Genomic DNA, 19,106 nt, shown 5'->3' on the forward strand with positions numbered 1-19,106 from the left:
GTCCGGTGTGACATCAGCACTTGGTCCGCTCGTTGACGCTGGTCGGCTGCTGCTCGCGGCCACTCCATTGGGCCAGCCCGGCGACGCTTCGGCCCGCCTCATCGAGGCGCTCGGCACCGCGGACGTGATCGCCGCCGAGGACACCCGACGGGTGCGTGCCCTGGCCGCGTCGCTGGATGTCCGGCCCGTCGGGCGCGTCGTCAGTTTCTTCGACCAGAACGAGGCGTCGCGGGTGGCGGGGCTCGTCGAATCGATTGCCGCGGGGGAGACCGTGCTGGTCGTCAGTGACGCCGGTATGCCGTTGATCAGCGATCCCGGCTACCGGTTGGTGGCGGCGTGCGCCGAGGCCGGGCTGCCGGTGTCGTGTCTGCCGGGCCCGTCGGCGGTGACGACCGCGCTGGCGGTCTCCGGGCTGGCGTCGGACCGGTTCTGCTTCGAAGGCTTCGCACCGCGCAAGGGCCGGGCGGCGTGGCTGGCCGGCTTCGCGACCGAGCGGCGGACGTCTGTCTTCTTCGAGTCACCGCGCCGGCTGGCCGAGACCCTGGCCGAGGCCGTGACGGTGTTGGGCCCGGACCGGCGCGCGGTCGTGTGCCGTGAGCTGACCAAGACCCACGAGGAGATTCGCCGGGGCACCCTCGCGGAACTGGCCGAATGGGCCGCCGACGGCGTGCTCGGTGAGATCACCGTGGTGCTCGCGGGGGCGACGCCGGTGGCGGACATCGACAGTTTGGTCGCGCTGGTACAGGAATTGGTCGACGACGGCGCGCGCGTCAAAGACGCCTGCGCGCAAGTGATCGCCGAGAACCCCGGATCGCCGTCTCGCCGCGAGCTCTACGACGCGGTCCTGAAATCTCGTGAGACATAAAACTATTGAAAAAGGCTCTGCTGACGTTTTCTGTGGGTCGACTGTCCAGCCGGTGCGGGCCTGGGATGCGCCACGCGGGCGATTGCCTGCGATGCTTCGCAGGCGATTACGAAATTCGCCGCTAATCTCCGCGTGAACCGACCCGACTCGCTTAGGTCGCGCTAAAGTCTCGGATCCCAGTCACCAGGTGACTGGGATCCGAGACCTAAGAGAGTCGGGTCGCTAGATCAGTGTCGATCGACCCAATTTTGCGTAGGGTACCGCCCGCTTGCAGCGGACTTCTCGCGAGATAGAGAGAGACTGACGGTGGCGGCGGCTTTGTGGAGGCACTCTTCCCATTCGCGGTCCGGGTCCGAGTCGGCGGTGATGCCGCCGCCCACGCCCAGGACCGCGGCACCGTCGGTGTCGAATTCCACGGTGCGGATCGCGACGTTCAGTTCGGTTCCGGCCAGTGGCGACGCCAAACCGACCGTCCCGCAATAGATTCCGCGGTCGTAGGGTTCCCATTCGGCGAGCAGTTCGCGGGCGCGGCACTTCGGGGTGCCGGTCACCGAGGCGGGTGGGAAGGTGGCGTCCAGCACCGCCGCCATCGGGGTATCGACGGGCACCTGCGCGGCCACCGTCGACACGAGATGCCAGACGCCCGGCGCGGGTTCGACTGCCAGCAGTTGCGGTACCCGGACCGACCCGGTCGTCGCGACGCGGCTCAGATCATTGCGCACGAGGTCGACGATCATGATGTTCTCGGCGACGTCCTTGGCCGACGACGCCAGCTCCGACGGCGGATGATCAAGGGGGAGCGTGCCTTTGATGGGGCTGGAGGTGACGATCTCGCCGCGCCGGCTCAGAAACAGCTCGGGGGACAGCGATGCGACAGCGCCCCACTCGCCCGCGATGAACGCGGCCCGGGCGGGCGCGGTCCGCGCCACCGCGTCGACGAAGAAGTCGACGGGCGCGCCGGACAGCCGTCCGGTGAAGCGGGTACAGACGCAGGCCTGGTACACCTCGCCGGCCGTGATCGCGTCCAGGCAGGACAGCACGCCGGCGCGGTGGCTGGCGCGGTCCGGCGCACGCCAGTCGATGGCATACGGCGCGGGCGCCGCCGGTTTCAGGTTCGCCAGCCAGTCGGGAAGCGTTGCCCCGGAGAGGCTTTCGTACCACCAGTGCCCGTCGGCGTCCTGCCGCAGCACCGAGTCCGACCAGCCCCCGGCGGCCGCCGGGATCCGGTGACCCCCGTCCGGGTACGACAAGTAGCCGAACCAGCCGCCGCCGATCGCCTCACCGGAACCCGTTGGCGCGTCGAAGACTTCGGTGGCGGTCACCGGTTCGATGGCGACGCTCGGTGCGATGACGGCCGTCGCGCCGAACCAGTCGCCCAGCAGCGCGGCGGGCGGTGGCAGGCCGCGCTGGGCGGCGGCGTCGGCGACAGCCTTCAACACCCCCGGGGCGTCGCCCAGGTCGGCCAACCGCTCGACTCGCACGCCCCACAGCTTCGCCTATGACCGCGAGCAGTCCCCCAGCGGGGGTGCCCCCAGCAAAACTGTCGATCTGCTGCGGAAAAGGACAGTTTTGCGACAGCTCGCGGGACTACTCGTGGGACACGGATCAGCGCTGGATCTCCCGCTCCACCAGCACCCCACCGAGCTTGTCGGGGTTGCGGATGGCGTAGAAGTGGCTGATCTTGCCGTCCTCGATCTCGATCAGGATGACGCTGTCGAGCTTCTCGCCGAGGTAGAGCACCATCGCCGGGGCGTTGTTGTACGTCGCGAGGTCGAAGCGGGCCTCGGGGAAGTCGCCGATTCCGCGCATGAGGCCGAGCAGCAGTCGCCCGACCCGGTCCGGGCCGTACACCGGCCGCCGGGCGGCACTGACCTTGCCGTCGCTGTCCGCGGTCCACGTGACGTTCGGGGCCAGCAGCGTCATCAGGCCGTCCAGATCGCCGGTCGCGGCCGCCGTCAGGAACTGGGTGGTCACCTCGGCGGACTTGGCGGTGTCGGGCGTGTACCGCTTGCGCCGGGCCTGGACATGCTCGCGGGCCCGGTGGGCGACCTGGCGCACCGCCGCGGTGGATTTGCCTACGGCGCCGGCGATTTCGTCGTAGTCGAACCCGAACACCTCGCGCAGCACGAACACGGCCCGTTCATCGGGGCCCAGCGATTCCAGGACCACCAGCATCGCCATCGAAACCGACTCGGCGAGAACGACATCCGATGACGCGTCGCGCTCGTCGAGCAGCAGGGGCTCGGGTAGCCACGGGCCGACATACTCCTCCCGGCGCCGCGCGCCGGCCCGCAAGGCATTCAACGCCTGCCGGGTGACCAGCTGCGCCAGGTACGACTTGGTGTCGCGCACGGTGTCGAGATCGACGTCGGCCCAGCGTAGGTAGCTGTCCTGCAGCACGTCGTCGGATTCCGTTGCCGAACCCAGGATTTCGTAGGCGATGGTGAAGAGCAACGGCCGCAGGTGGGTGAACCGCTCGGCGTGTTCACCCCCTGCTGCCCCGGTGGTGCCGGTCATGCGTTGACTGCCTCCGCCAGCTGTTCGGCACGCTTGCCGCCCGTCATCAGGAAGACCGAGCTGGGCTTGCGGGCGGTCCGGCGGATGCCCCACAGCGTGCCCTTGCAGATGGCTTCCTTCAGCTTCGCCGCAACGCGTCCGCCGATGTAGTAGCGGGTCGGCGAATCGTCCTTGTGGGCGATCTGGATGGTCGCCGTGTGGCGGCCCAGGCTGACGCACGATCCGACGAAGACGGGGTCGAGTGGCTTGGGCTCGGTGCCGGCGATGCGGCTCAGCACTGTAGCCACGGCCGTCGCGGTGAGCGGGCTCGAGGCCTGGCAGCTCATCCGCAGCGGCTGTCCCGACGGCGCGGCGGCGTCACCGGTGGCCACGATCCGCGGATCATCGATGCTGGTGAGGCTTTCGTCGGTGAGCAGCCGGCCCATTTCGTCGGTGCGCAGTCCGCTGGCGGCCGCCAGTTGCGGGGTGCCGAAGCCGGCAGTCCACACCGTCACGGCGCTGCTGATGAAGCGCCCGTCGGCGAGGGTCACCCGGTTGGCGGTGACGGAGCTGACGTCGCCTTCGATGACCGTCACGCCCAGCTTGGCCAGGGCCTTGGCCACCGAGCGGCGGGCGGGGGCGCTCATCGACGGCGCCAGCTTGCTGCCGACCAGCACGACGTTGCGGCCCGCCTCGGCGAACTCGGAAGCGGCCTCGATGCCGGTCAGTCCGGCGCCGACGACCACCATCTGCGCCGACAGCGGCACGTCCTGCAACCGGGCCACCAGTCGCTCGGCCTGTTCGAATTCAGCGAGGGGGTAAGCGAATTCAGCGGCCCCGGGCACCGACGCCGGGACGGTGCCGGTGCTGCCGACGGCGTAGATCAGGTAGTCGTAGTCGAGCCTGTCGCCGGACGCCAGCTCGACGGCGCGGGCCGCGGCGTCGATACGGGTGGCGGTGTCGACCACCAGGCGCACGTCGTCGGCGAGGAGCGTGTCGTAGCCGACGGTGGCGTTGTAGTTCCCGGCCGCGTGCTGGTGCAGGCGGATGCGCTCGACGAACTTGGGCCGCGGGTTCACCAGGGTGACGGCCACATCGTCGCGCATAAGAACGTGATTGGCCGCCAGCGCGCCGGCGTAGCCGCCGCCGATGACGACGACGCGGTTGGGGTTCTGGTTTCCGGTCATCACTGCATCTCCTTCGGGTTGGTTATGCCCTCAAGACACCGGCGGCGCCGAAAGTGTGACAAACGTACCCACAGATGTGGCCCAGATCACTCGACTCTAGTGCGGACCCTGCGACCGGCAGGGATCAATGCCCAGGTCAGACGACTCCGAGGGCCGACATCGCGTCGGCGACCCGGATGAACCCGGCGATGTTGGCCCCGGCCATGTAGTTGCCCGGCTGGCCGTACTCGTCGGCGGTGCTCAGGCAGCGGTCGTGGATGCGGCCCATGATCTCGGCCAGCCGCTGCTCGGTCTCCTCGAACGTCCAGGAGTCGCGCGACGCGTTCTGCTGCATCTCCAGCGCGCTGGTGGCGACGCCGCCGGCGTTGGCGGCCTTGCCGGGCGCGAAGGCGACCTTGGCCTCGGCGAACAACTTGACCGCTTCCGGGGTGCACGGCATGTTGGCGCCCTCGGCGACGACCTGGCAGCCGGACGCGATCAGTGCCTTCGCGTCGTCGCCGTCCAACTCGTTCTGCGTGGCGCACGGCAGCGCGATGTCGCACGGCAACTGCCAGATCGATTCGTTCTCGACGAACCGCGCAGCGCCGCCGCGCATTTCGGCGTACTCGGAGATTCGGCCGCGGCGCACTTCCTTGAGCTCCTTGAGCAGCTCGAGGTCGACGCCCTTCTCGTCCACGATGTACCCGCTGGAGTCCGAACAGCCGACGACGGTGCCGCCCAGCGCCTGCACCTTCTCGATGGCGTAGATCGCGACGTTGCCGGACCCGGACACCACGACCTGCTTGCCGTCGAAGGATTGCCCAGTGCTGCGCAGGATTTCGTCGACGAAGAACACCGTGCCGTAGCCGGTGGCCTCGGTGCGGACCTGCGAGCCACCCCACGTGAGGCCCTTGCCGGTCAGGACGCCGGACTCGTAGCGGTTGGTGATGCGCTTGTACTGGCCGAACAGGTAGCCGATCTCACGGCCGCCGACGCCGATGTCGCCGGCGGGGACGTCGGTGTACTCGCCGATGTGCCGGTACAGCTCGGTCATGAACGACTGACAGAAGCGCATCACTTCGTTCTTGGAGCGGCCCTTCGGGTCGAAGTCCGACCCGCCCTTGCCGCCGCCGATGGGCAGGCCGGTCAGCGAGTTCTTGAAAATCTGCTCGAAACCAAGGAATTTCACGATGCCCAGGTACACCGACGGGTGAAACCGCAGGCCGCCCTTGAACGGGCCCAGCGCAGAGTTGAACTCGACGCGGAAGCCACGGTTGATCTGTTCGGCGCCGGTGTCGTCGATCCACGGCACGCGGAAGATGATCTGCCGCTCGGGCTCGAACAGCCGTCGGATGATGGCGGTGTCGGAGTACTCGGGGTGCTTGTCGACGACCGGGCCCAGGCTCGTCAGAACCTCGTAGACGGCTTGGTGGAATTCGATCTCGCCGGCGTTGCGGCGGGTGACTTCCTCGTAGACGTCGTGCAGCCGCTCGTGTAAGCCGTCCTGCGCCATATCTTTTCGTTACTCCTTGGTCTCCGCCTGATAGCGGGGAAATACGCCTTCGGGTGTCGGTAGCACCGTGCCCGGTGCCAGCCGGGTACCCAGGGCACGGAAATCCCGTGCCGAGGCGTCCTGCCCGAGAAGGTCGAGCAGCTTCCCGCCGGACTCCGGCATCACCGGCTGCACCAGCAGCGCGGCGATCCGGACCGCCTCCAGCGTCGTGTATAGCACTGTGCCGAAGCGGGTCTGGTCCGACTCAGCGGGAGACTTGCGCAGCACCCACGGTTCTTCGGCCGAGAAGTAGCGGTTGGCGGCACCCAGCATCTGCCAGATGGCCTCGAGGGCCAGATGCATTGCCGGCACGTCGTAGTGCGCCCGTACCTGTTCGAGCAGCGCGTCGGCCTGCTTGAGCAACTCCAGGTCGGCGGCGGTGAATTCGCCTGGCTCCGGGACGATTCCGCCGAGGTTCTTGTTCACCATCGACAGCGAGCGCTGTGCCAGGTTGCCCAGTTCGTTGGCCAGGTCGGCGTTGATGCGGCCGATGATGGCTTCCTCGCTGTAGCTGCCGTCCTGGCCGAAGGACACCTCGCGCAGGAAGAAGTAGCGCACCTGATCCAGGCCGAAGGCGTCGATCAGCGCGATGGGATCCACCACGTTGCCCACCGACTTGCTCATCTTCTCGCCCTTGACGTTGATGAAGCCGTGCGCGAAAACCCGCTCCGGAAGGGCGATTCCGGCCGACAGCAGGAACGCCGGCCAGTAGACGGTGTGGAAGCGGATGATGTCCTTGCCGATCATGTGCAGATTCGCGGGCCAGTACTTCTGAAAGGCCTGCGACGCTTCGTCCGGAAAACCCACGCCCGTCAGGTAATTCGTCAACGCGTCGACCCACACGTACATGACGTGCTCGGGGTGGTCGGGGACCGGGACGCCCCAGTCGAACGTGGTCCGCGAGATCGACAGGTCCTTGAGCCCGCCCGAGACGAAGCTGACGATCTCGTTGCGCCGCACGTCCGGTCCGATGAACTCGGGGTGCGCTTCGTAGTGCGCCAGCAGGCGGTCGGTGTAGGCCGACAGCTTGAAGAAGTAGGTCTGCTCCTCGGTCCACGTGACGGGCGTGCCGGTCTCGATGGCGAACCGGCCGCCGTCACGGACCTCGGTCTCGTCCTCGGCGAAGAAGCGCTCGTCGCGGATCGAGTACCAGCCGGCGTACGTGCCGAGGTAGATGTCCCCGGCCTCGTTCATCCGGCGCCAGATTTCCTTGGACGCCTCGTAGTGGTCGGCGTCCGACGTCCGGATGAACCGGTCGAAGGAGATGTTGAGCTTCTCCTGCAGCGCCTGGAACACGTCGGAGTTGCGCGTGGCCAGCTCCGCGGCGGTGATGCCTTCGGCCGCCGCGGCCTCGGCCATCTTCTGCCCGTGCACGTCGGTACCGGTCAGGTAGCGGACGTCGAAACCGTCGAGCCGCTTGAACCGGGCGATCGCGTCGGTGGCGATGTACTCGTACGCGTGCCCGATGTGCGGTGCGCCGTTCGGGTACGCGATGGCGGTGGTGATGTAAAAAGGCTCACTCATTTGGTCTCACTTTAGGGTGTCGCTGTGAGCGCCAAACGAGAGAAGCCGCCCGCCCCGGAACCACTGCCCGGGCTGATCGACGCCCACACCCACCTGGATGCGTGTGGCGCGACCGACGCCGAGAGCATCCGCGTGATCCTGGACCGCGCCGCGGCCGTCGGCGTCGAGAAGGTCGTGACGATCGCCGACGATCTCGAGGCCGCCGAGTGGGCGGTGGGGGCCGCGCATGCCGATCCGCGCGTGTACGCCGCCGTCGCGCTGCATCCGACGCGTGCCAACGCCCTCGATGACGAGGCCAAACGCACCCTCGAACGCCTGGCCAGCGATCCGCGCGTGGTCGCGGTGGGGGAGACCGGCATCGACATGTACTGGCCCGGCAAGCTCGACGGTTGCGCCGACGAAGCGACGCAGCGCGAGGCCTTCGCCTGGCACATCGACCTGGCCAAACGTGTCGGCAAGCCGCTGATGATCCACAACCGGGACGGTGACGCCGAGGTCCTCGACATGCTCAGGTCCGAGGGTGCGCCGGAGACGGTGATCTTCCACTGCTTCTCGTCGGATGCCGCGATGGCCCGGACGTGCGCCGACCACGGCTGGCTCATGAGCCTGTCCGGCACCGTCAGCTTCCGGAACGCGCATGCGCTGCGTGCGGCGGCGGCGATCATCCCGGCGGAGCTCCTGCTCGTCGAGACGGACGCGCCGTTCCTGACGCCGCACCCGTTCCGCGGCGCGCCCAACGAGTCGTACTGCCTGCCGTACACGGTCCGCGCACTGGCCGAGATCAGAAATTCTTCAGCGGCCGAAATTGCCGCGGTGACCTCGGAAAACGCTTCGAAAAGCTATGGACTGTATCATTAGTTCAAGTTGCCGCCTCCCGGGGACGTTCGTTACCGTTCTGTGATCAACCCGGTCGAGGTGGCTTTTATGTGGTCACCGCGGCCGCTGCTCGGGGCCGCCCCGGGCTCGATAGACACGGGATTGACGCCTTGAACGTTCTGAACAAGTTGCATGATGCGCGCTCGCCGATGCTGCGTGGCGTGACCGGGGCCTTCCTCGCCACGCTGACCGTCGCCGGAGGGTTCGCCGTCGCGAACCACAAGACCGTCACCCTCACCATCGACGGCGCACCGATGACGGTGCAGACCATGAAGACCCGCATCGGCGACGTCCTCTCCGAGAACGGCTTCTCCGTCGGCGAGCGCGACGACCTGTTCCCCGCGGCCGACCAGGACGTGCACGACGCCGAGAACATCGTGCTGCGCCGCAGCCGCCCGCTCGAGATCTCGATGGACGGCCAGAACACGCGTCAGGTGTGGACCACCGCGGCCACCGTTCAGGACGCCCTCAAGCAGCTGTCCATGACCGACACCGCGCCCGTCGCGGCCGACCGCGCCACCCGCGTGCCGCTCGCCGGCATGTCGTTGCCCGTGGTCAGCGCCCGCAACGTGACCATCGTCGACGGCGGTGTGCCGCGTCAGGTGCACCTGGCCGCGGCCAATGTGGCCGGCCTGCTGGCCGCCGCCGGCGTGCCGCTGGAGCAGCGCGACACCGTCGTCCCCGCGGCGTCCACGCCGGTGACCGAGGGCATGCAGATCGACGTGACCCGGATCCGGCTGCAGCAGGTGACCATGGAGTCGCCGCTGGCTCCGGCCATGAACCAGGTTCCGGACCCGGCGCTGAACATGAGCCGCAAGGTGGTCGACGATCCGGGCCAGCCCGGGACCCAGAACGTGACGTTCGCCGTTGCCACGGTCAACGGTGTCGAGACCGGGCGGTTGCCGGTCTCCAATCAGGTGCTGACCCCGGCGCGCGACGGCGTCATCCGCATCGGCGCCAAGCCCGGCACCGAAGTGCCGCCGGTGACGCAGGGGGCCGCCTGGGATGCGCTGGCGCGTTGTGAGTCCACCGGCAACTGGGCCATCAATACGGGTAACGGTTTTTACGGCGGAGTCCAATTTGATCAGAACACCTGGGAGCGGCAGGGCGGTCTGCGTTATGCTGCGAGAGCTGATCTTGCGACACGTGAAGAGCAGATCGCGATTGCTGAAGTGACGCGAGCCCGCCAAGGTTGGGGTGCCTGGCCAGTTTGTAGCGGGAGAATTGGGGCACGATGACGATCCGGCTACTCGGTCGAACCGAAATCCGGCATCTGGCAAAAGAGCTTGATTTCCGGCCGCGTAAGGCCTTCGGACAGAACTTCGTGCATGACGCCAACACGGTGCGCCGCATCGTGTCGGCCTCCGGGGTGAACCGGCAGTCCCACGTCTTGGAGGTCGGCCCGGGCCTTGGCTCGCTGACGCTGGCACTGCTGGACCGCGGCGCGAAGGTGACGGCCGTCGAGATCGACCCGGTGCTGGCCCGCCAGCTGCCGACCACGGTCGCCGAGCATTCCCACAGCGAGATCGGACGGTTGACCGTCCTGAACCGCGACGTGCTCGACCTCATGCCGTCGGACCTGGACGAGCAGCCGACCGCGCTGGTCGCCAACCTGCCGTACAACGTCGCGGTGCCGGCCATCCTGCACCTGCTCTCGGAATTCCCGACCATCCGCACCGTCATGGTGATGGTCCAGGCCGAGGTCGCCGAGCGGCTCGCCGCCGACCCGGGCACCAAGGACTACGGGGTGCCCAGCGCCAAGGTGCGGTTCTTCGGCAACGTCCGGCGCTACGGCATGGTGTCGCCGACGGTGTTCTGGCCGATCCCGCGCGTCTACTCGGGCCTGGTCCGGATCGACCGGCACGAGACGTCGCCGTGGCCGACCGATGACAGCTTCCGCTCGCAGGTGTTCGACCTGATCGACATCGCGTTCGCGCAGCGGCGCAAGACGTCGCGCAACGCGTTCGCCGAGTGGGCAGGTTCGGGCAATGCCTCGGCCGAGCGTCTGCTGGCCGCGAGCATCGATCCGGCCCGCCGTGGCGAGACGCTGGCGATCGCCGACTTCGTGCGGCTGCTGCAGCGTTCGGGTGAGCTGGATCGCGAGCAGCGCGCCGCCACACCGGAGCCTGAGCAGCAGGTCGACGCCACCCACTGACGCTGTCGGGCAGGCTTTTCCGTACTTGGTGTTGTGGCCATCGCCGCGGGCGTTAGTGTCGTGACGTGTCTACGTCGGATGGAAACACTGCTTCTGAGTGGGTACCCACAGGGTCGGTGACCGTCCGCGTGCCGGGCAAGGTGAACCTGTACCTCGGTGTCGGGGACTGCCGCGATGACGGCTATCACGAGCTCACCACGGTGTTCCACGCCGTCTCCCTGTTCGACGAGGTGACGGTCCGCAACGCCGACCTGCTGTCGCTGGAGATGTTCGGCGACGGCGCCGAAGGTCTGCCGACCGACCACCGCAACCTCGCCTGGCGGGCCGCCGAACTCATGGCCGAGCACGTCGGCCGCGCGCCCGACGTCGCCATCTCGATCGACAAGTCCATCCCGGTGGCCGGTGGTATGGCCGGCGGCAGCGCCGACGCGGCCGCCGTGCTGGTCGCGATGAACAACCTCTGGGAGCTCGGTGTACCCCGCCGGGACCTGCATGCGCTGGCCGCCCGGCTCGGCAGCGACGTCCCGTTCGCACTGCACGGCGGCACCGCGTTGGGCACCGGACGCGGCGAGCAGTTGGCCACTGTGTTGGCGCGGAGCACCTTCCACTGGGTGCTGGCGTTTGCCGAGGGTGGGCTGTCCACGCCGAAGGTCTTCGCCGAGCTGGACAATCTGCGGGCAGACGGACGCAAGGGCGGCCCGCCGGCGCTGGACGATCCCGAGCCGTTGCTGACCGCGCTGGCCTCCGGGGACCCGCGAGAGCTGGCGCCGCTGCTGGGCAACGATCTACAGCCCGCGGCGGTCAGCCTGGACACCGGGCTGCGGCGCACACTGCGCGCGGGCGTCGAAGCCGGCGCCCTGGCGGGCATCGTGTCCGGTTCCGGGCCCACCTGTGCGTTCCTGTGCGCCTCCGCCGAGGACGCCATCGAGGTCGGCACCCAGCTTTCCGGCGCCGGGGTGTGCCGGACGGTACGCGTGGCCAGCGGCCCGGTGCACGGCGCCAGAGTGGTGCCGGCGCCCAGCAAGCAGGCCTGATCCCGGTGTGACTCAGCACTCAATTCGGCCAACAGTTTGTTAGCTACTTAAGAGTCTCTTAAGATGATCGATGGTGTATGCCAGCGGCCAGGCGTGGAACGCAATGGTTTCTCTCACCGGCGGTGTCGGTGAGGGTTCGACGCACGCCAGGGCAGCGTCGCCCGGGCACTCGGAGCCATCGTTTCGAGATATAACCGCGGCCGAATTGTGCGTGCGCGCCTCTACGAGTGCGCCTGGCACCGGACGGACTATGGAACGACGGGCAGTGGCGCCTGACCTCAGGAGGTTGTCGTGAGCCGATTTACCGACAAGATGTACTACAACGCTCGTACATCGCAGCGGGGCATGGTCACCGGTGAGCCGCACGAGCCAGTGCGCCACACCTGGGGTGAGGTCCACGAGCGGGCGCGCCGCATCGCGGGCGGCTTGGCGGCTGCCGGCATCGGCCATGGCGACAAGATCGGCGTGCTGGCCGGCTTCCCGGTCGAGATCGCCCCGACCGTGCAGGGCATCTGGATGCGCGGCGGCAGCCTCACCATGCTGCACCAGCCGACACCCCGTACCGATCTGGCCGTCTGGGCTGAAGACACCATGAACGTCATCAGCATGATCGAGGCCAAGGCCGTCATCGTCTCCGAGCCGTTCCTGGTCGCCATCCCCGTGCTGGAGGAGAAGGGCCTGCAGGTCCTCAAGGTCGGCGACCTGCTCGCCGCCGAGCCCATCGACCCCGTCGAGACCGGCGAAGACGACCTCGCGCTGATGCAGCTGACCTCGGGTTCGACCGGCTCGCCGAAGGCCGTGCAGATCACGCACCGCAACATCTACTCCAACGCCGAGGCCATGTTCATCGGCGCCGAGTACGACGTCGACAAGGACGTCATGGTCAGCTGGCTGCCGTGCTTCCACGACATGGGCATGGTCGGCTTCCTCACCATCCCGATGTACTTCGGTGCCGAGCTGGTCAAGGTCACGCCGATGGACTTCCTGCGCGACACCCTGCTGTGGGCCAAGCTCATCGACAAGTACAAGGGCACCATGACGGCGGCCCCGAACTTCGCCTACGCGCTGTTCGCCAAGCGGCTGCGCCGCCAGGCCAAACCGGGCGAATATGACCTCTCCACGCTGCGGTTCGCGCTGTCCGGCGCCGAGCCCGTCGACCCCGCCGACGTCGAGGACCTCATCGACGCCGGCAAGCCGTTCGGTCTGAAGGCCTCGGCCATCCTGCCGGCCTACGGCATGGCCGAGACCTGCCTCGCCGTGTCGTTCTCGCCGTGCAACGCGGGCCTGGTCGTCGACGAGGTCGACGCCGACCTGCTGGCCGCCCTGCGGCGCGCGGTACCCGCGTCGAAGGGCAACACGCGCCGCTTGGCCTCGCTGGGCCCGCTCCTGCGTGACCTCGAGGCCCGCGTCGTCGACGAGGACGGCAACGTCCTGCCCGAGCGCGGCGTCGGCGTCATCCAGCTGCGCGGTGAATCGGTGACCCCCGGCTACATCACCATGGCCGGCTTCCTGCCGACGCAGGACGAGAACGGTTGGTACGACACCGGTGACCTCGGGTACATCACCGAGGAGCAGAACGTCGTCGTGTGTGGCCGCGTGAAGGACGTCATCATCATGGCGGGCCGCAACATCTACCCGACGGACATTGAACGCGCGGCGGGCCGGGTGGAAGGCGTACGCCCGGGCTGTGCCGTCGCGGTGCGCCTGGACGCCGGTCATTCGCGTGAAACCTTCGCTGTGGCAGTCGAATCCAACGCCTGGCAGGACCCGGTGGAAGTGCGCCGCATCGAGCACCAGGTGGCACACGAGGTCGTGACCGAGGTCGACGTGCGGCCGCGCAACGTGGTCGTGCTGGGCCCCGGCACCATTCCGAAGACCCCGTCCGGCAAGCTGCGCCGCGCCAACTCGGTGGAACTCGTCACCGGCTAGGTTCCGTGCAGACGTGAAAGCCCCCTGATTTCCCCGGAAATCAGGGGTTTTTACGTTTTTCGCGCGGGTCTGATCGCTCGCTACGCTGAGCGAAAGCTGTGAACCCCGGGTAATCTCGCTGAATTATTGACGAGAGGACCGGCGTATTCATGGGGCGTGTAGTTGCGGCTCTGGCGGCAGTGCTCAGCGCGGGTGCCGTCGCCGCAATACCCGCGTGCGCCGACGGCTCGGCGGGCGTGCTCGGGAAGCCGAACAACATTGCCGCGGCGGTCGGTTCGGGCGTGCGCGGCGGCGTCATCGTCGGCTTCACCGCAAGCGGGCCTGACGTCGGCGCTGCCGCTACGGCGGTCATCGCGGCGTGTCACCGGGCCGGCGCCGACCAGTGCACGAGCGACGAGGTCACCAACGACCGGTTGTGCATCGTCAATGTGCACGCCCCCGCGAGCGGCGTCGTTGCCGGTGGCGCCGGGCCGACCCTCGAGGACGCCCGCCGCGACGCGTTCAACCGGGCGGCGGCCAACAACACCCCTCTTGCTGCGGACTCACCCACATTGGCCTCGTCCTGCCCGTGAACTGAGGCGCTCATGCAGCGGTCGTGACGAATTCCGTTGCCTGGGAAAGTTCCTCGGCCATTCGGTGACGTCGCTCACCGTAGTTTTCAAGATCGGCAGGTCACCGCATTTCGGCTGCTCACGGACATGTGAGTTTGCCATGAGTTCATGGCACGGTCACATGGCCGAAACATATAGTCGAACTAACATGCGGGGCCAAAAGGCAGCTGAGAGACAGACGGCCTTCCCCGAAAGTGAGAAGGTGACATGACTCATCAAGGCAAGCGCACGATGGCAGCTCTGCTGGTGGGCCTGGCCTCGGTCAGCGGCATCATGGCGCCCGTCGCTGGTGCTCGCCCGACCTGTCAGGACTCCGGCAGCACGTCGACGTGTGAGACCAACGGCAGCGTGGCGATCAAGGCGACCCCGGGCATCCGTAGTCAGGACAACACCCAGAGCTCGCGCGTGGGCGCGCAGGGCCGCCGTAACTGCTACACCGATGCCGTTGACCGGCAACACATCTGCGGATAGGTTTCCGCGACCAATCGCGAAAACCCCCAAATTCGGTGGAATTTGGGGGTTTTCGTGGCTTCGGGCCAAGAATGGCTACCAGGCGTGGACGGTGTTCTGCGCCGCCTCGACGCCGTGCTGCAGCAGCAATTCCGTTGCGTCGGCAGCTTGTTCGAGGATGGTGCCCAACTCGGGCCGTTCCCTCGAGTTGAAGTTCTCCAGCACGAACGCCGCGGGGTCCTGACGCCCCGGCGGGCGGCCGACGCCGATACGGACGCGTTGAAAGTCCTTGGTGCCCAAGGCTGAAGCGACGGACTTGAGGCCGTTGTGGCCGCCCTCGCCGCCACCGAACTTCAGCCGGATGCGGCCGAAGTCGATGTCCAGCTCGTCGTGGAGCACCACGACATCAGCCGGTGCGATCGAATAGAACTTCGCCAAAGGCCCCACGTGCCTACCGGATTCGTTCATGTAGGTGCGCGGCTTGGCGAGCACCACGGACCGGCCTCCAAGCCGGCCCGTGGTGACTTCAGCTCCGGATTTCTTGTGCACCTTGAACCCTGCGCCGATGCGCTCGGCCAGGATGTCGGCAACCAGAAATCCAACGTTGTGCCGCGTTGTTTCGTAGCGCGGCCCAGGATTGCCCAGGCCGACCACCAGCAGTGGCTCGGCCAAAGCGAATTACTCCGACTCGGCAGCGGCCTCTGCGGCCGCCTCGCCCTCGGCAGCAGCCTCGCCCGAAGCGGCCTCTTCGCCGGAGCCCTCGGCCTCGAGGTCCTCGGCGGTCGGCGCCGCGACGACGTTGATGACCAGCACCTCGGGGTCGGTCACCAGCGTGACGCCCGCGGGCAGTTCGACCTGGCCGGCGAGGATCTGAGTACCGGCCTCGATGCCCTCGACCGACACGGTCAGCGACTCGGGGATCGACTGGACGTCGGCCTCGATCTGGATGGTGTTGGTGTCCTGGGCCACCAGGGTGCCGGACTGGGCGTCACCCTCGACGACGATGCTCACGTCGACGGTGACCTTCTCGCCACGCTTCACGACGATCAGGTCGGCGTGCTGGATGTTGCGCTTGATCGGGTGAACGACGACCTGCTTGGTCAGCGCGAGCTGCTCCTTGCCGGCGATGTCGAGGGTCAGCACCGCGTTGGTGCCCGAGTTACGCAGCACGGCAGCGTACTCGCGGGCGTTGATCTCGAGGTGCTGCGGCTCGGTGCCGTGGCCGTACAGGACGACCGGCACACGGCCTTCGCGACGGGCCAGACGCGAGGCGCCCTTGCCGGTCCGGGTGCGGACCTCAGCGGTCAGATTGTTCGAGGTGGGGGCCGCGTTCTTGGCCATGTGAATCGCTCCTGATGCCGTATCTACTGGGTGGCACGGCCAGGGCTGGGATATCAGCGCACATCAGTGCTGTGAAGTTCCCGTCGATAACGGTGGTCCTGGTGGACCTACCCTCGCCGTGATCGTCAGTCAGACTAGCGGAAACGCCCCTTACAGCGGAAATTCAGTGGCAGTGAGCTGGGCAGACAGGTCCCAGAGCGCCGTCGCGGTGCGCGCCGAGCGGGCGGCCGGCTTGATCAGCTGGGTGGGGCCGGTCGGTCCGCGGAAGCCGAATTTCGGGCCCACGAACGTGTTCCCGGGCAGGTCCTGCGACGCCGCGAACAGCGTCTGGCGGGCACCGAACGACGCATCGGTGGCGATCTTGTTGGCGGCGAGCCAGAACTTGTCGCCGAACTCGTTGCCGGTGTGGCCCTGCAGGTTGGTGGCCGAGTAGCCCGGGTGTGCGGTCAGCGCCCGTACCGGAGAGCCGGCCACCGACAGCCGGCGCTGCAGGTCCTTGGTGAACAGCAGGTTCGCCAGCTTCGACTGCCCGTATGCCAGCCAGGCCGAGTACGGCCGCGACTTCCAGTTGAGGTCCTTGAGGCTGATGTAGCCCAGCAGGTGCAGCTCCGACGACACCGTCACGACGCGGTCGGTGATCTTGGGCAGCAGCAGGTTGGTCAGGGCGAAATGGCCCAAGTGGTTGGTGCCGATCTGGCTCTCGAAGCCGTCCTCGGTCAGCGAGAAGGGCACCGCCATGATGCCGGCGTTGTTGATCAGGACGTCGACCTTGTCGACGCCGGCCGCGAACTCGCGCACCGAGGCCAGACTCTGCAGATCCAGCGGACGAACCTCGACGTCGCCGGTCATGCCCGCGGCCGCGGCGTCGCCCTTGGCGGTGTTGCGGCAGGCCAGGATGACCTTGGCGCCCACGCGGGCCAGTTCACGGGCGGTGATCTCGCCGAGGCCACTGTTGGCGCCGGTGACGATGACGGTGCGGCCGGCGAAAGAAGGAAGGTCGGCGGCGGTCCATTCGCTCATGACGGCGAGCTTAGTGCGGCGCCGCTACTTCGGTCCGACCGAGAATCCCTTGATGATCGCCTCGATGTCGCCGGCCTGTTCCTTGGCCTGCTCGGCGTACGTCGTGACGGTCAGCTGGATCAGGTAGTGGATGCCCGGCCGCGGCGGCGACGGCTGGGCGATCACGATCCGGTTGTACGACTGCATCCGGCGGTTGTGCAGGTCGTAGCTGCCCTCGATCATCGCCGACGGATAGCCCTGGAAGTCCTCGCTGGAGCTGTAGAGCTTCTTGAAGTTCTCCGACAGCAGCGCGTCGGCGTCGGAGTGCTTGAGAGCGTCCTTGACGTCGAAGTCGCCCGACAACTGGAACACCATCAGCATCGCCAGGGGATAGGTGTCGTTCTTGGCGATCGTCACGGTGCCGGGCGAGTAGTTGAGGTTCTTGTAGCCCGTCCAGCCCGGTGGCCGCGGCAGCGTCACCTTGAGATCGGTGAGCTGGTCGGGGACCACCTGCTTGCTCTGCACCCCGAGCTTGTTCAGGTAGTCGGGGAACGGGATCAGGCTGGCCTTGTCCACCGGAGTCGTGCTGGTGGTCGGCGTCGTCGACCAGATCGACTTGTAGTCAGGCGTTTTCGCCTCGCACGCGGTGAGTGCCAGAGCGATGGACGCCGACGCCACGGCCACCCGCAGCAGGGTCACAGAATCTCGCGGACCGCGTCGATCGGGCGGGCCAGCCGCGTGCCCTTGTCGGTGACGACGAACGGCCGCTCGATCAGGATCGGGTGTTCGGCCATGGCGTCGAGCAGCTGCTCGTCGGTGGCGTCGGCGAGATTGAGTTCGGTGTAGAGGGCTTCGCGCTTGCGTACCGCGGTGCGGACGTCGATGCCCGCATCCGTGATCATCGCTGCGATCTCGGCCCGGGTCGGCGGCGTCTTCAGATACTGCACGACCTCGGGCTCAATGCCGTTCTCCCGCAACAGATCCAGCGTCTTGCGGGAGGTCGAGCACTTCGGGTTGTGGAAAATCCGGGCCATTTAGGCGGATCCGTCGAAAAGGCCGGTAACCGAGCCGTTTTCGAACACCGCGCGGATGGTCGACGCCAGCAGCGGCGCGATCGACAGCACGGTCAGGGCGTCGAACTGTTTGTCCGGCGTGATGGGCAGCGTGTTGGTGACGATGACCTCGCGGGCACCGCAGTCGGCGAGGCGCTGGGCCGCCGGGTCGGACAGCACGCCGTGGGTCGCGGCGATGATGACGTCCTTGGCGCCGTCCTCGCGCAGCAGCTTGACCGCGCCGGCGATGGTGCCACCGGTGTCGATCATGTCGTCGGTCAGGATGCAGGTCTTGCCCTTGACCTCACCGACGACGCGGTTGGCCTTGACCTGGTTGGGGACCAGCGGATCGCGGGTCTTGTGGATGAAGGCCAGGGGTACGCCGCCCAGAGAGTCGGCCCACTTCTCGGCGACGCGCACGCGGCCGGAGTCGGGGGAGACGACGACGAGGTCGGAATCGGAGTACTTGTCACCGATGTAGCCGCACAGCAGCGACTGGCCGCGCATGTGGTCGACGGGGCCGTCGAAGAAGCCCTGAATCTGGTCGGTGTGCAGGTCGACCGAGACGATGCGGTCGGCACCGGCGGTCTTGAGCAGGTCGGCGACCAGGCGGGCCGAGATGGGCTCGCGGCCGCGGTGCTTCTTGTCCTGGCGCGCGTACGGGTAGAACGGCAGGATCGCGGTGATCCGCTTGGCCGACCCGCGCTTGAGCGCGTCGATCATGATGAGCTGTTCCATCAGCCAGTGGTTCAGCGGCGCGGGGTGGCTCTGCAGCACGAAGGCGTCACTGCCACGCACCGACTCGTCGAAGCGGACGAAGATCTCGCCGTTCGCGAAGTCCCGGGACGTCTGCGGGGTGACCTCGATGCCGAGCTCTTTGGCGACCTGTTCGGCCAGTTCGGGGTGCGCGCGCCCCGAGAAGAGCATCAGATTTTTGCGGTTGTCGGTCCAGTCCGTGGCCACTGTGTGCTGCTTTCGCGGTGGGGGATCGATACGCGGTAATGGTACTTGCCGGTAACCCGGAACTGTTGCCGGGTTACCAGAACACCAACAACA

19 protein-coding genes are annotated in these 19,106 nt (G+C 67.5%); 8 read left to right on the top strand and 11 right to left on the bottom strand.

Annotation, left to right across the window (positions count from 1 at the left end; all coding sequences use genetic code 11):
* Nucleotides 1–7: 7 nt before the first annotated feature.
* Nucleotides 8–865 carry a 16S rRNA (cytidine(1402)-2'-O)-methyltransferase gene (gene rsmI / locus H289_RS33290; protein WP_036419934.1) on the top strand — a complete coding sequence of 286 codons (858 nt, stop codon included), beginning with the start codon at nt 8–10 and terminating at the stop codon, nt 863–865.
* Nucleotides 866–1,092: 227 nt separating this feature from the next.
* On the opposite strand, the gene H289_RS0102025 is transcribed toward rsmI, so the two are convergent.
* The 5 genes from H289_RS0102025 to metG form a co-directional block, all read right to left on the bottom strand.
* Nucleotides 1,093–2,346 (bottom strand): aminodeoxychorismate synthase component I, encoded by a 1,254-nt coding sequence (locus H289_RS0102025; RefSeq protein ID WP_020099085.1) that lies wholly within the window; start codon nt 2,344–2,346, stop codon nt 1,093–1,095.
* A 124-nt stretch (nt 2,347–2,470) separates the two neighbouring features.
* Nucleotides 2,471–3,382 carry an RNA polymerase sigma-70 factor gene (locus H289_RS0102030; RefSeq protein WP_020099086.1) on the bottom strand — a complete coding sequence of 304 codons (912 nt, stop codon included), beginning with the start codon at nt 3,380–3,382 and terminating at the stop codon, nt 2,471–2,473.
* Nucleotides 3,379–4,548 (bottom strand): NAD(P)/FAD-dependent oxidoreductase, encoded by a 1,170-nt coding sequence (locus tag H289_RS0102035; RefSeq protein ID WP_020099087.1) that lies wholly within the window; start codon nt 4,546–4,548, stop codon nt 3,379–3,381. Before H289_RS0102035 ends, H289_RS0102030 begins: the two co-directional genes overlap by 4 nt.
* A gap of 136 nt (nt 4,549–4,684) precedes the next feature.
* A complete protein-coding gene (gene gdhA / locus H289_RS0102040; protein WP_020099088.1) occupies nt 4,685–6,040 on the bottom strand; it encodes an NADP-specific glutamate dehydrogenase in 1,356 nt (451 codons plus the stop codon).
* Between the two features lie 9 nt (nt 6,041–6,049).
* Nucleotides 6,050–7,603 (bottom strand): methionine--tRNA ligase, encoded by a 1,554-nt coding sequence (gene metG / locus H289_RS0102045; RefSeq protein WP_020099089.1) that lies wholly within the window; start codon nt 7,601–7,603, stop codon nt 6,050–6,052.
* 24 nt (nt 7,604–7,627) lie between these two features.
* Here metG and H289_RS0102050 point away from each other — a divergent pair, with 24 nt between their 5' ends.
* The 7 genes from H289_RS0102050 to H289_RS29485 all read left to right on the top strand — a co-directional run bounded on the left by H289_RS0102050 (nt 7,628) and on the right by H289_RS29485 (nt 14,679).
* Nucleotides 7,628–8,461, top strand: coding sequence for a TatD family hydrolase (locus tag H289_RS0102050; protein WP_020099090.1), 834 nt, complete (start codon nt 7,628–7,630; stop codon nt 8,459–8,461).
* Nucleotides 8,462–8,589: 128 nt separating this feature from the next.
* Nucleotides 8,590–9,717 carry a resuscitation-promoting factor gene (locus tag H289_RS0102055; protein WP_020099091.1) on the top strand — a complete coding sequence of 376 codons (1,128 nt, stop codon included), beginning with the start codon at nt 8,590–8,592 and terminating at the stop codon, nt 9,715–9,717.
* The gene (rsmA, locus tag H289_RS0102060) at nt 9,714–10,634 is read left to right on the top strand and encodes a 16S rRNA (adenine(1518)-N(6)/adenine(1519)-N(6))-dimethyltransferase RsmA (RefSeq protein WP_020099092.1); all 921 of its coding nucleotides are present in this window, start codon (nt 9,714–9,716) and stop codon (nt 10,632–10,634) included. Before H289_RS0102055 ends, rsmA begins: the two co-directional genes overlap by 4 nt.
* A 65-nt stretch (nt 10,635–10,699) precedes the next feature.
* Nucleotides 10,700–11,668, top strand: coding sequence for a 4-(cytidine 5'-diphospho)-2-C-methyl-D-erythritol kinase (locus tag H289_RS0102065; protein ID WP_029104689.1), 969 nt, complete (start codon nt 10,700–10,702; stop codon nt 11,666–11,668).
* Between the two features lie 291 nt (nt 11,669–11,959).
* On the top strand, nt 11,960–13,597 hold the full coding sequence (locus H289_RS0102070) for a fatty acyl-AMP ligase (protein ID WP_029104690.1): 1,638 nt from the start codon (nt 11,960–11,962) through the stop codon (nt 13,595–13,597).
* Between the two features lie 149 nt (nt 13,598–13,746).
* Nucleotides 13,747–14,169: a hypothetical protein gene (locus H289_RS0102075; RefSeq protein WP_029104691.1), complete on the top strand. Its 423-nt coding sequence runs from the start codon at nt 13,747–13,749 to the stop codon at nt 14,167–14,169.
* Nucleotides 14,170–14,415: 246 nt separating this feature from the next.
* Nucleotides 14,416–14,679 (top strand): hypothetical protein, encoded by a 264-nt coding sequence (locus tag H289_RS29485; protein ID WP_020099096.1) that lies wholly within the window; start codon nt 14,416–14,418, stop codon nt 14,677–14,679.
* Nucleotides 14,680–14,754: 75 nt separating this feature from the next.
* On the opposite strand, the gene pth is transcribed toward H289_RS29485, so the two are convergent.
* The 6 genes from pth to H289_RS0102110 all read right to left on the bottom strand — a co-directional run bounded on the left by pth (nt 14,755) and on the right by H289_RS0102110 (nt 19,013).
* Entirely contained in the window at nt 14,755–15,330 is a 576-nt protein-coding gene (pth, locus tag H289_RS0102085) for an aminoacyl-tRNA hydrolase (RefSeq protein WP_020099097.1), read from the bottom strand.
* Between the two features lie 6 nt (nt 15,331–15,336).
* A complete protein-coding gene (locus tag H289_RS0102090) occupies nt 15,337–15,999 on the bottom strand; it encodes a 50S ribosomal protein L25/general stress protein Ctc (RefSeq protein ID WP_020099098.1) in 663 nt (220 codons plus the stop codon).
* Between the two features lie 150 nt (nt 16,000–16,149).
* The gene (locus tag H289_RS0102095; RefSeq protein ID WP_020099099.1) at nt 16,150–17,019 is read right to left on the bottom strand and encodes an oxidoreductase; all 870 of its coding nucleotides are present in this window, start codon (nt 17,017–17,019) and stop codon (nt 16,150–16,152) included.
* Between the two features lie 24 nt (nt 17,020–17,043).
* The gene (locus tag H289_RS0102100) at nt 17,044–17,697 is read right to left on the bottom strand and encodes an LpqN/LpqT family lipoprotein (protein WP_020099100.1); all 654 of its coding nucleotides are present in this window, start codon (nt 17,695–17,697) and stop codon (nt 17,044–17,046) included.
* Nucleotides 17,694–18,032, bottom strand: a complete 339-nt coding sequence (gene arsC / locus H289_RS0102105) for an arsenate reductase (glutaredoxin) (RefSeq protein ID WP_020099101.1) — start codon at nt 18,030–18,032, stop codon at nt 17,694–17,696. The genes H289_RS0102100 and arsC overlap by 4 nt, the downstream gene beginning before the upstream one ends.
* Nucleotides 18,033–19,013, bottom strand: a complete 981-nt coding sequence (locus H289_RS0102110; protein WP_020099102.1) for a ribose-phosphate diphosphokinase — start codon at nt 19,011–19,013, stop codon at nt 18,033–18,035.
* Nucleotides 19,014–19,106 lie beyond the last annotated feature (93 nt).

Origin of the sequence: Mycobacterium sp. 360MFTsu5.1 (genome assembly GCF_000383495.1) — a bacterium.
GTDB classification, from domain to species: Bacteria; Actinomycetota; Actinomycetes; order Mycobacteriales; family Mycobacteriaceae; genus Mycobacterium; species Mycobacterium mucogenicum_B.

Coding starts and splice junctions, on each gene's coding strand:
- arsC (WP_020099101.1), bottom strand. CDS start 18,032: ATGGCCCGGATTTTCCACAACCCGAAGTGCTCGACCTCCCGCAAGACG.
- H289_RS0102075 (WP_029104691.1), top strand. CDS start 13,747: ATGGGGCGTGTAGTTGCGGCTCTGGCGGCAGTGCTCAGCGCGGGTGCC.
- H289_RS29485 (WP_020099096.1), top strand. CDS start 14,416: ATGACTCATCAAGGCAAGCGCACGATGGCAGCTCTGCTGGTGGGCCTG.
- H289_RS0102030 (WP_020099086.1), bottom strand. CDS start 3,382: ATGACCGGCACCACCGGGGCAGCAGGGGGTGAACACGCCGAGCGGTTC.
- rsmA (WP_020099092.1), top strand. CDS start 9,714: ATGACGATCCGGCTACTCGGTCGAACCGAAATCCGGCATCTGGCAAAA.
- metG (WP_020099089.1), bottom strand. CDS start 7,603: ATGAGTGAGCCTTTTTACATCACCACCGCCATCGCGTACCCGAACGGC.
- H289_RS0102095 (WP_020099099.1), bottom strand. CDS start 17,019: ATGAGCGAATGGACCGCCGCCGACCTTCCTTCTTTCGCCGGCCGCACC.
- gdhA (WP_020099088.1), bottom strand. CDS start 6,040: ATGGCGCAGGACGGCTTACACGAGCGGCTGCACGACGTCTACGAGGAA.
- H289_RS0102035 (WP_020099087.1), bottom strand. CDS start 4,548: ATGACCGGAAACCAGAACCCCAACCGCGTCGTCGTCATCGGCGGCGGC.
- H289_RS0102090 (WP_020099098.1), bottom strand. CDS start 15,999: ATGGCCAAGAACGCGGCCCCCACCTCGAACAATCTGACCGCTGAGGTC.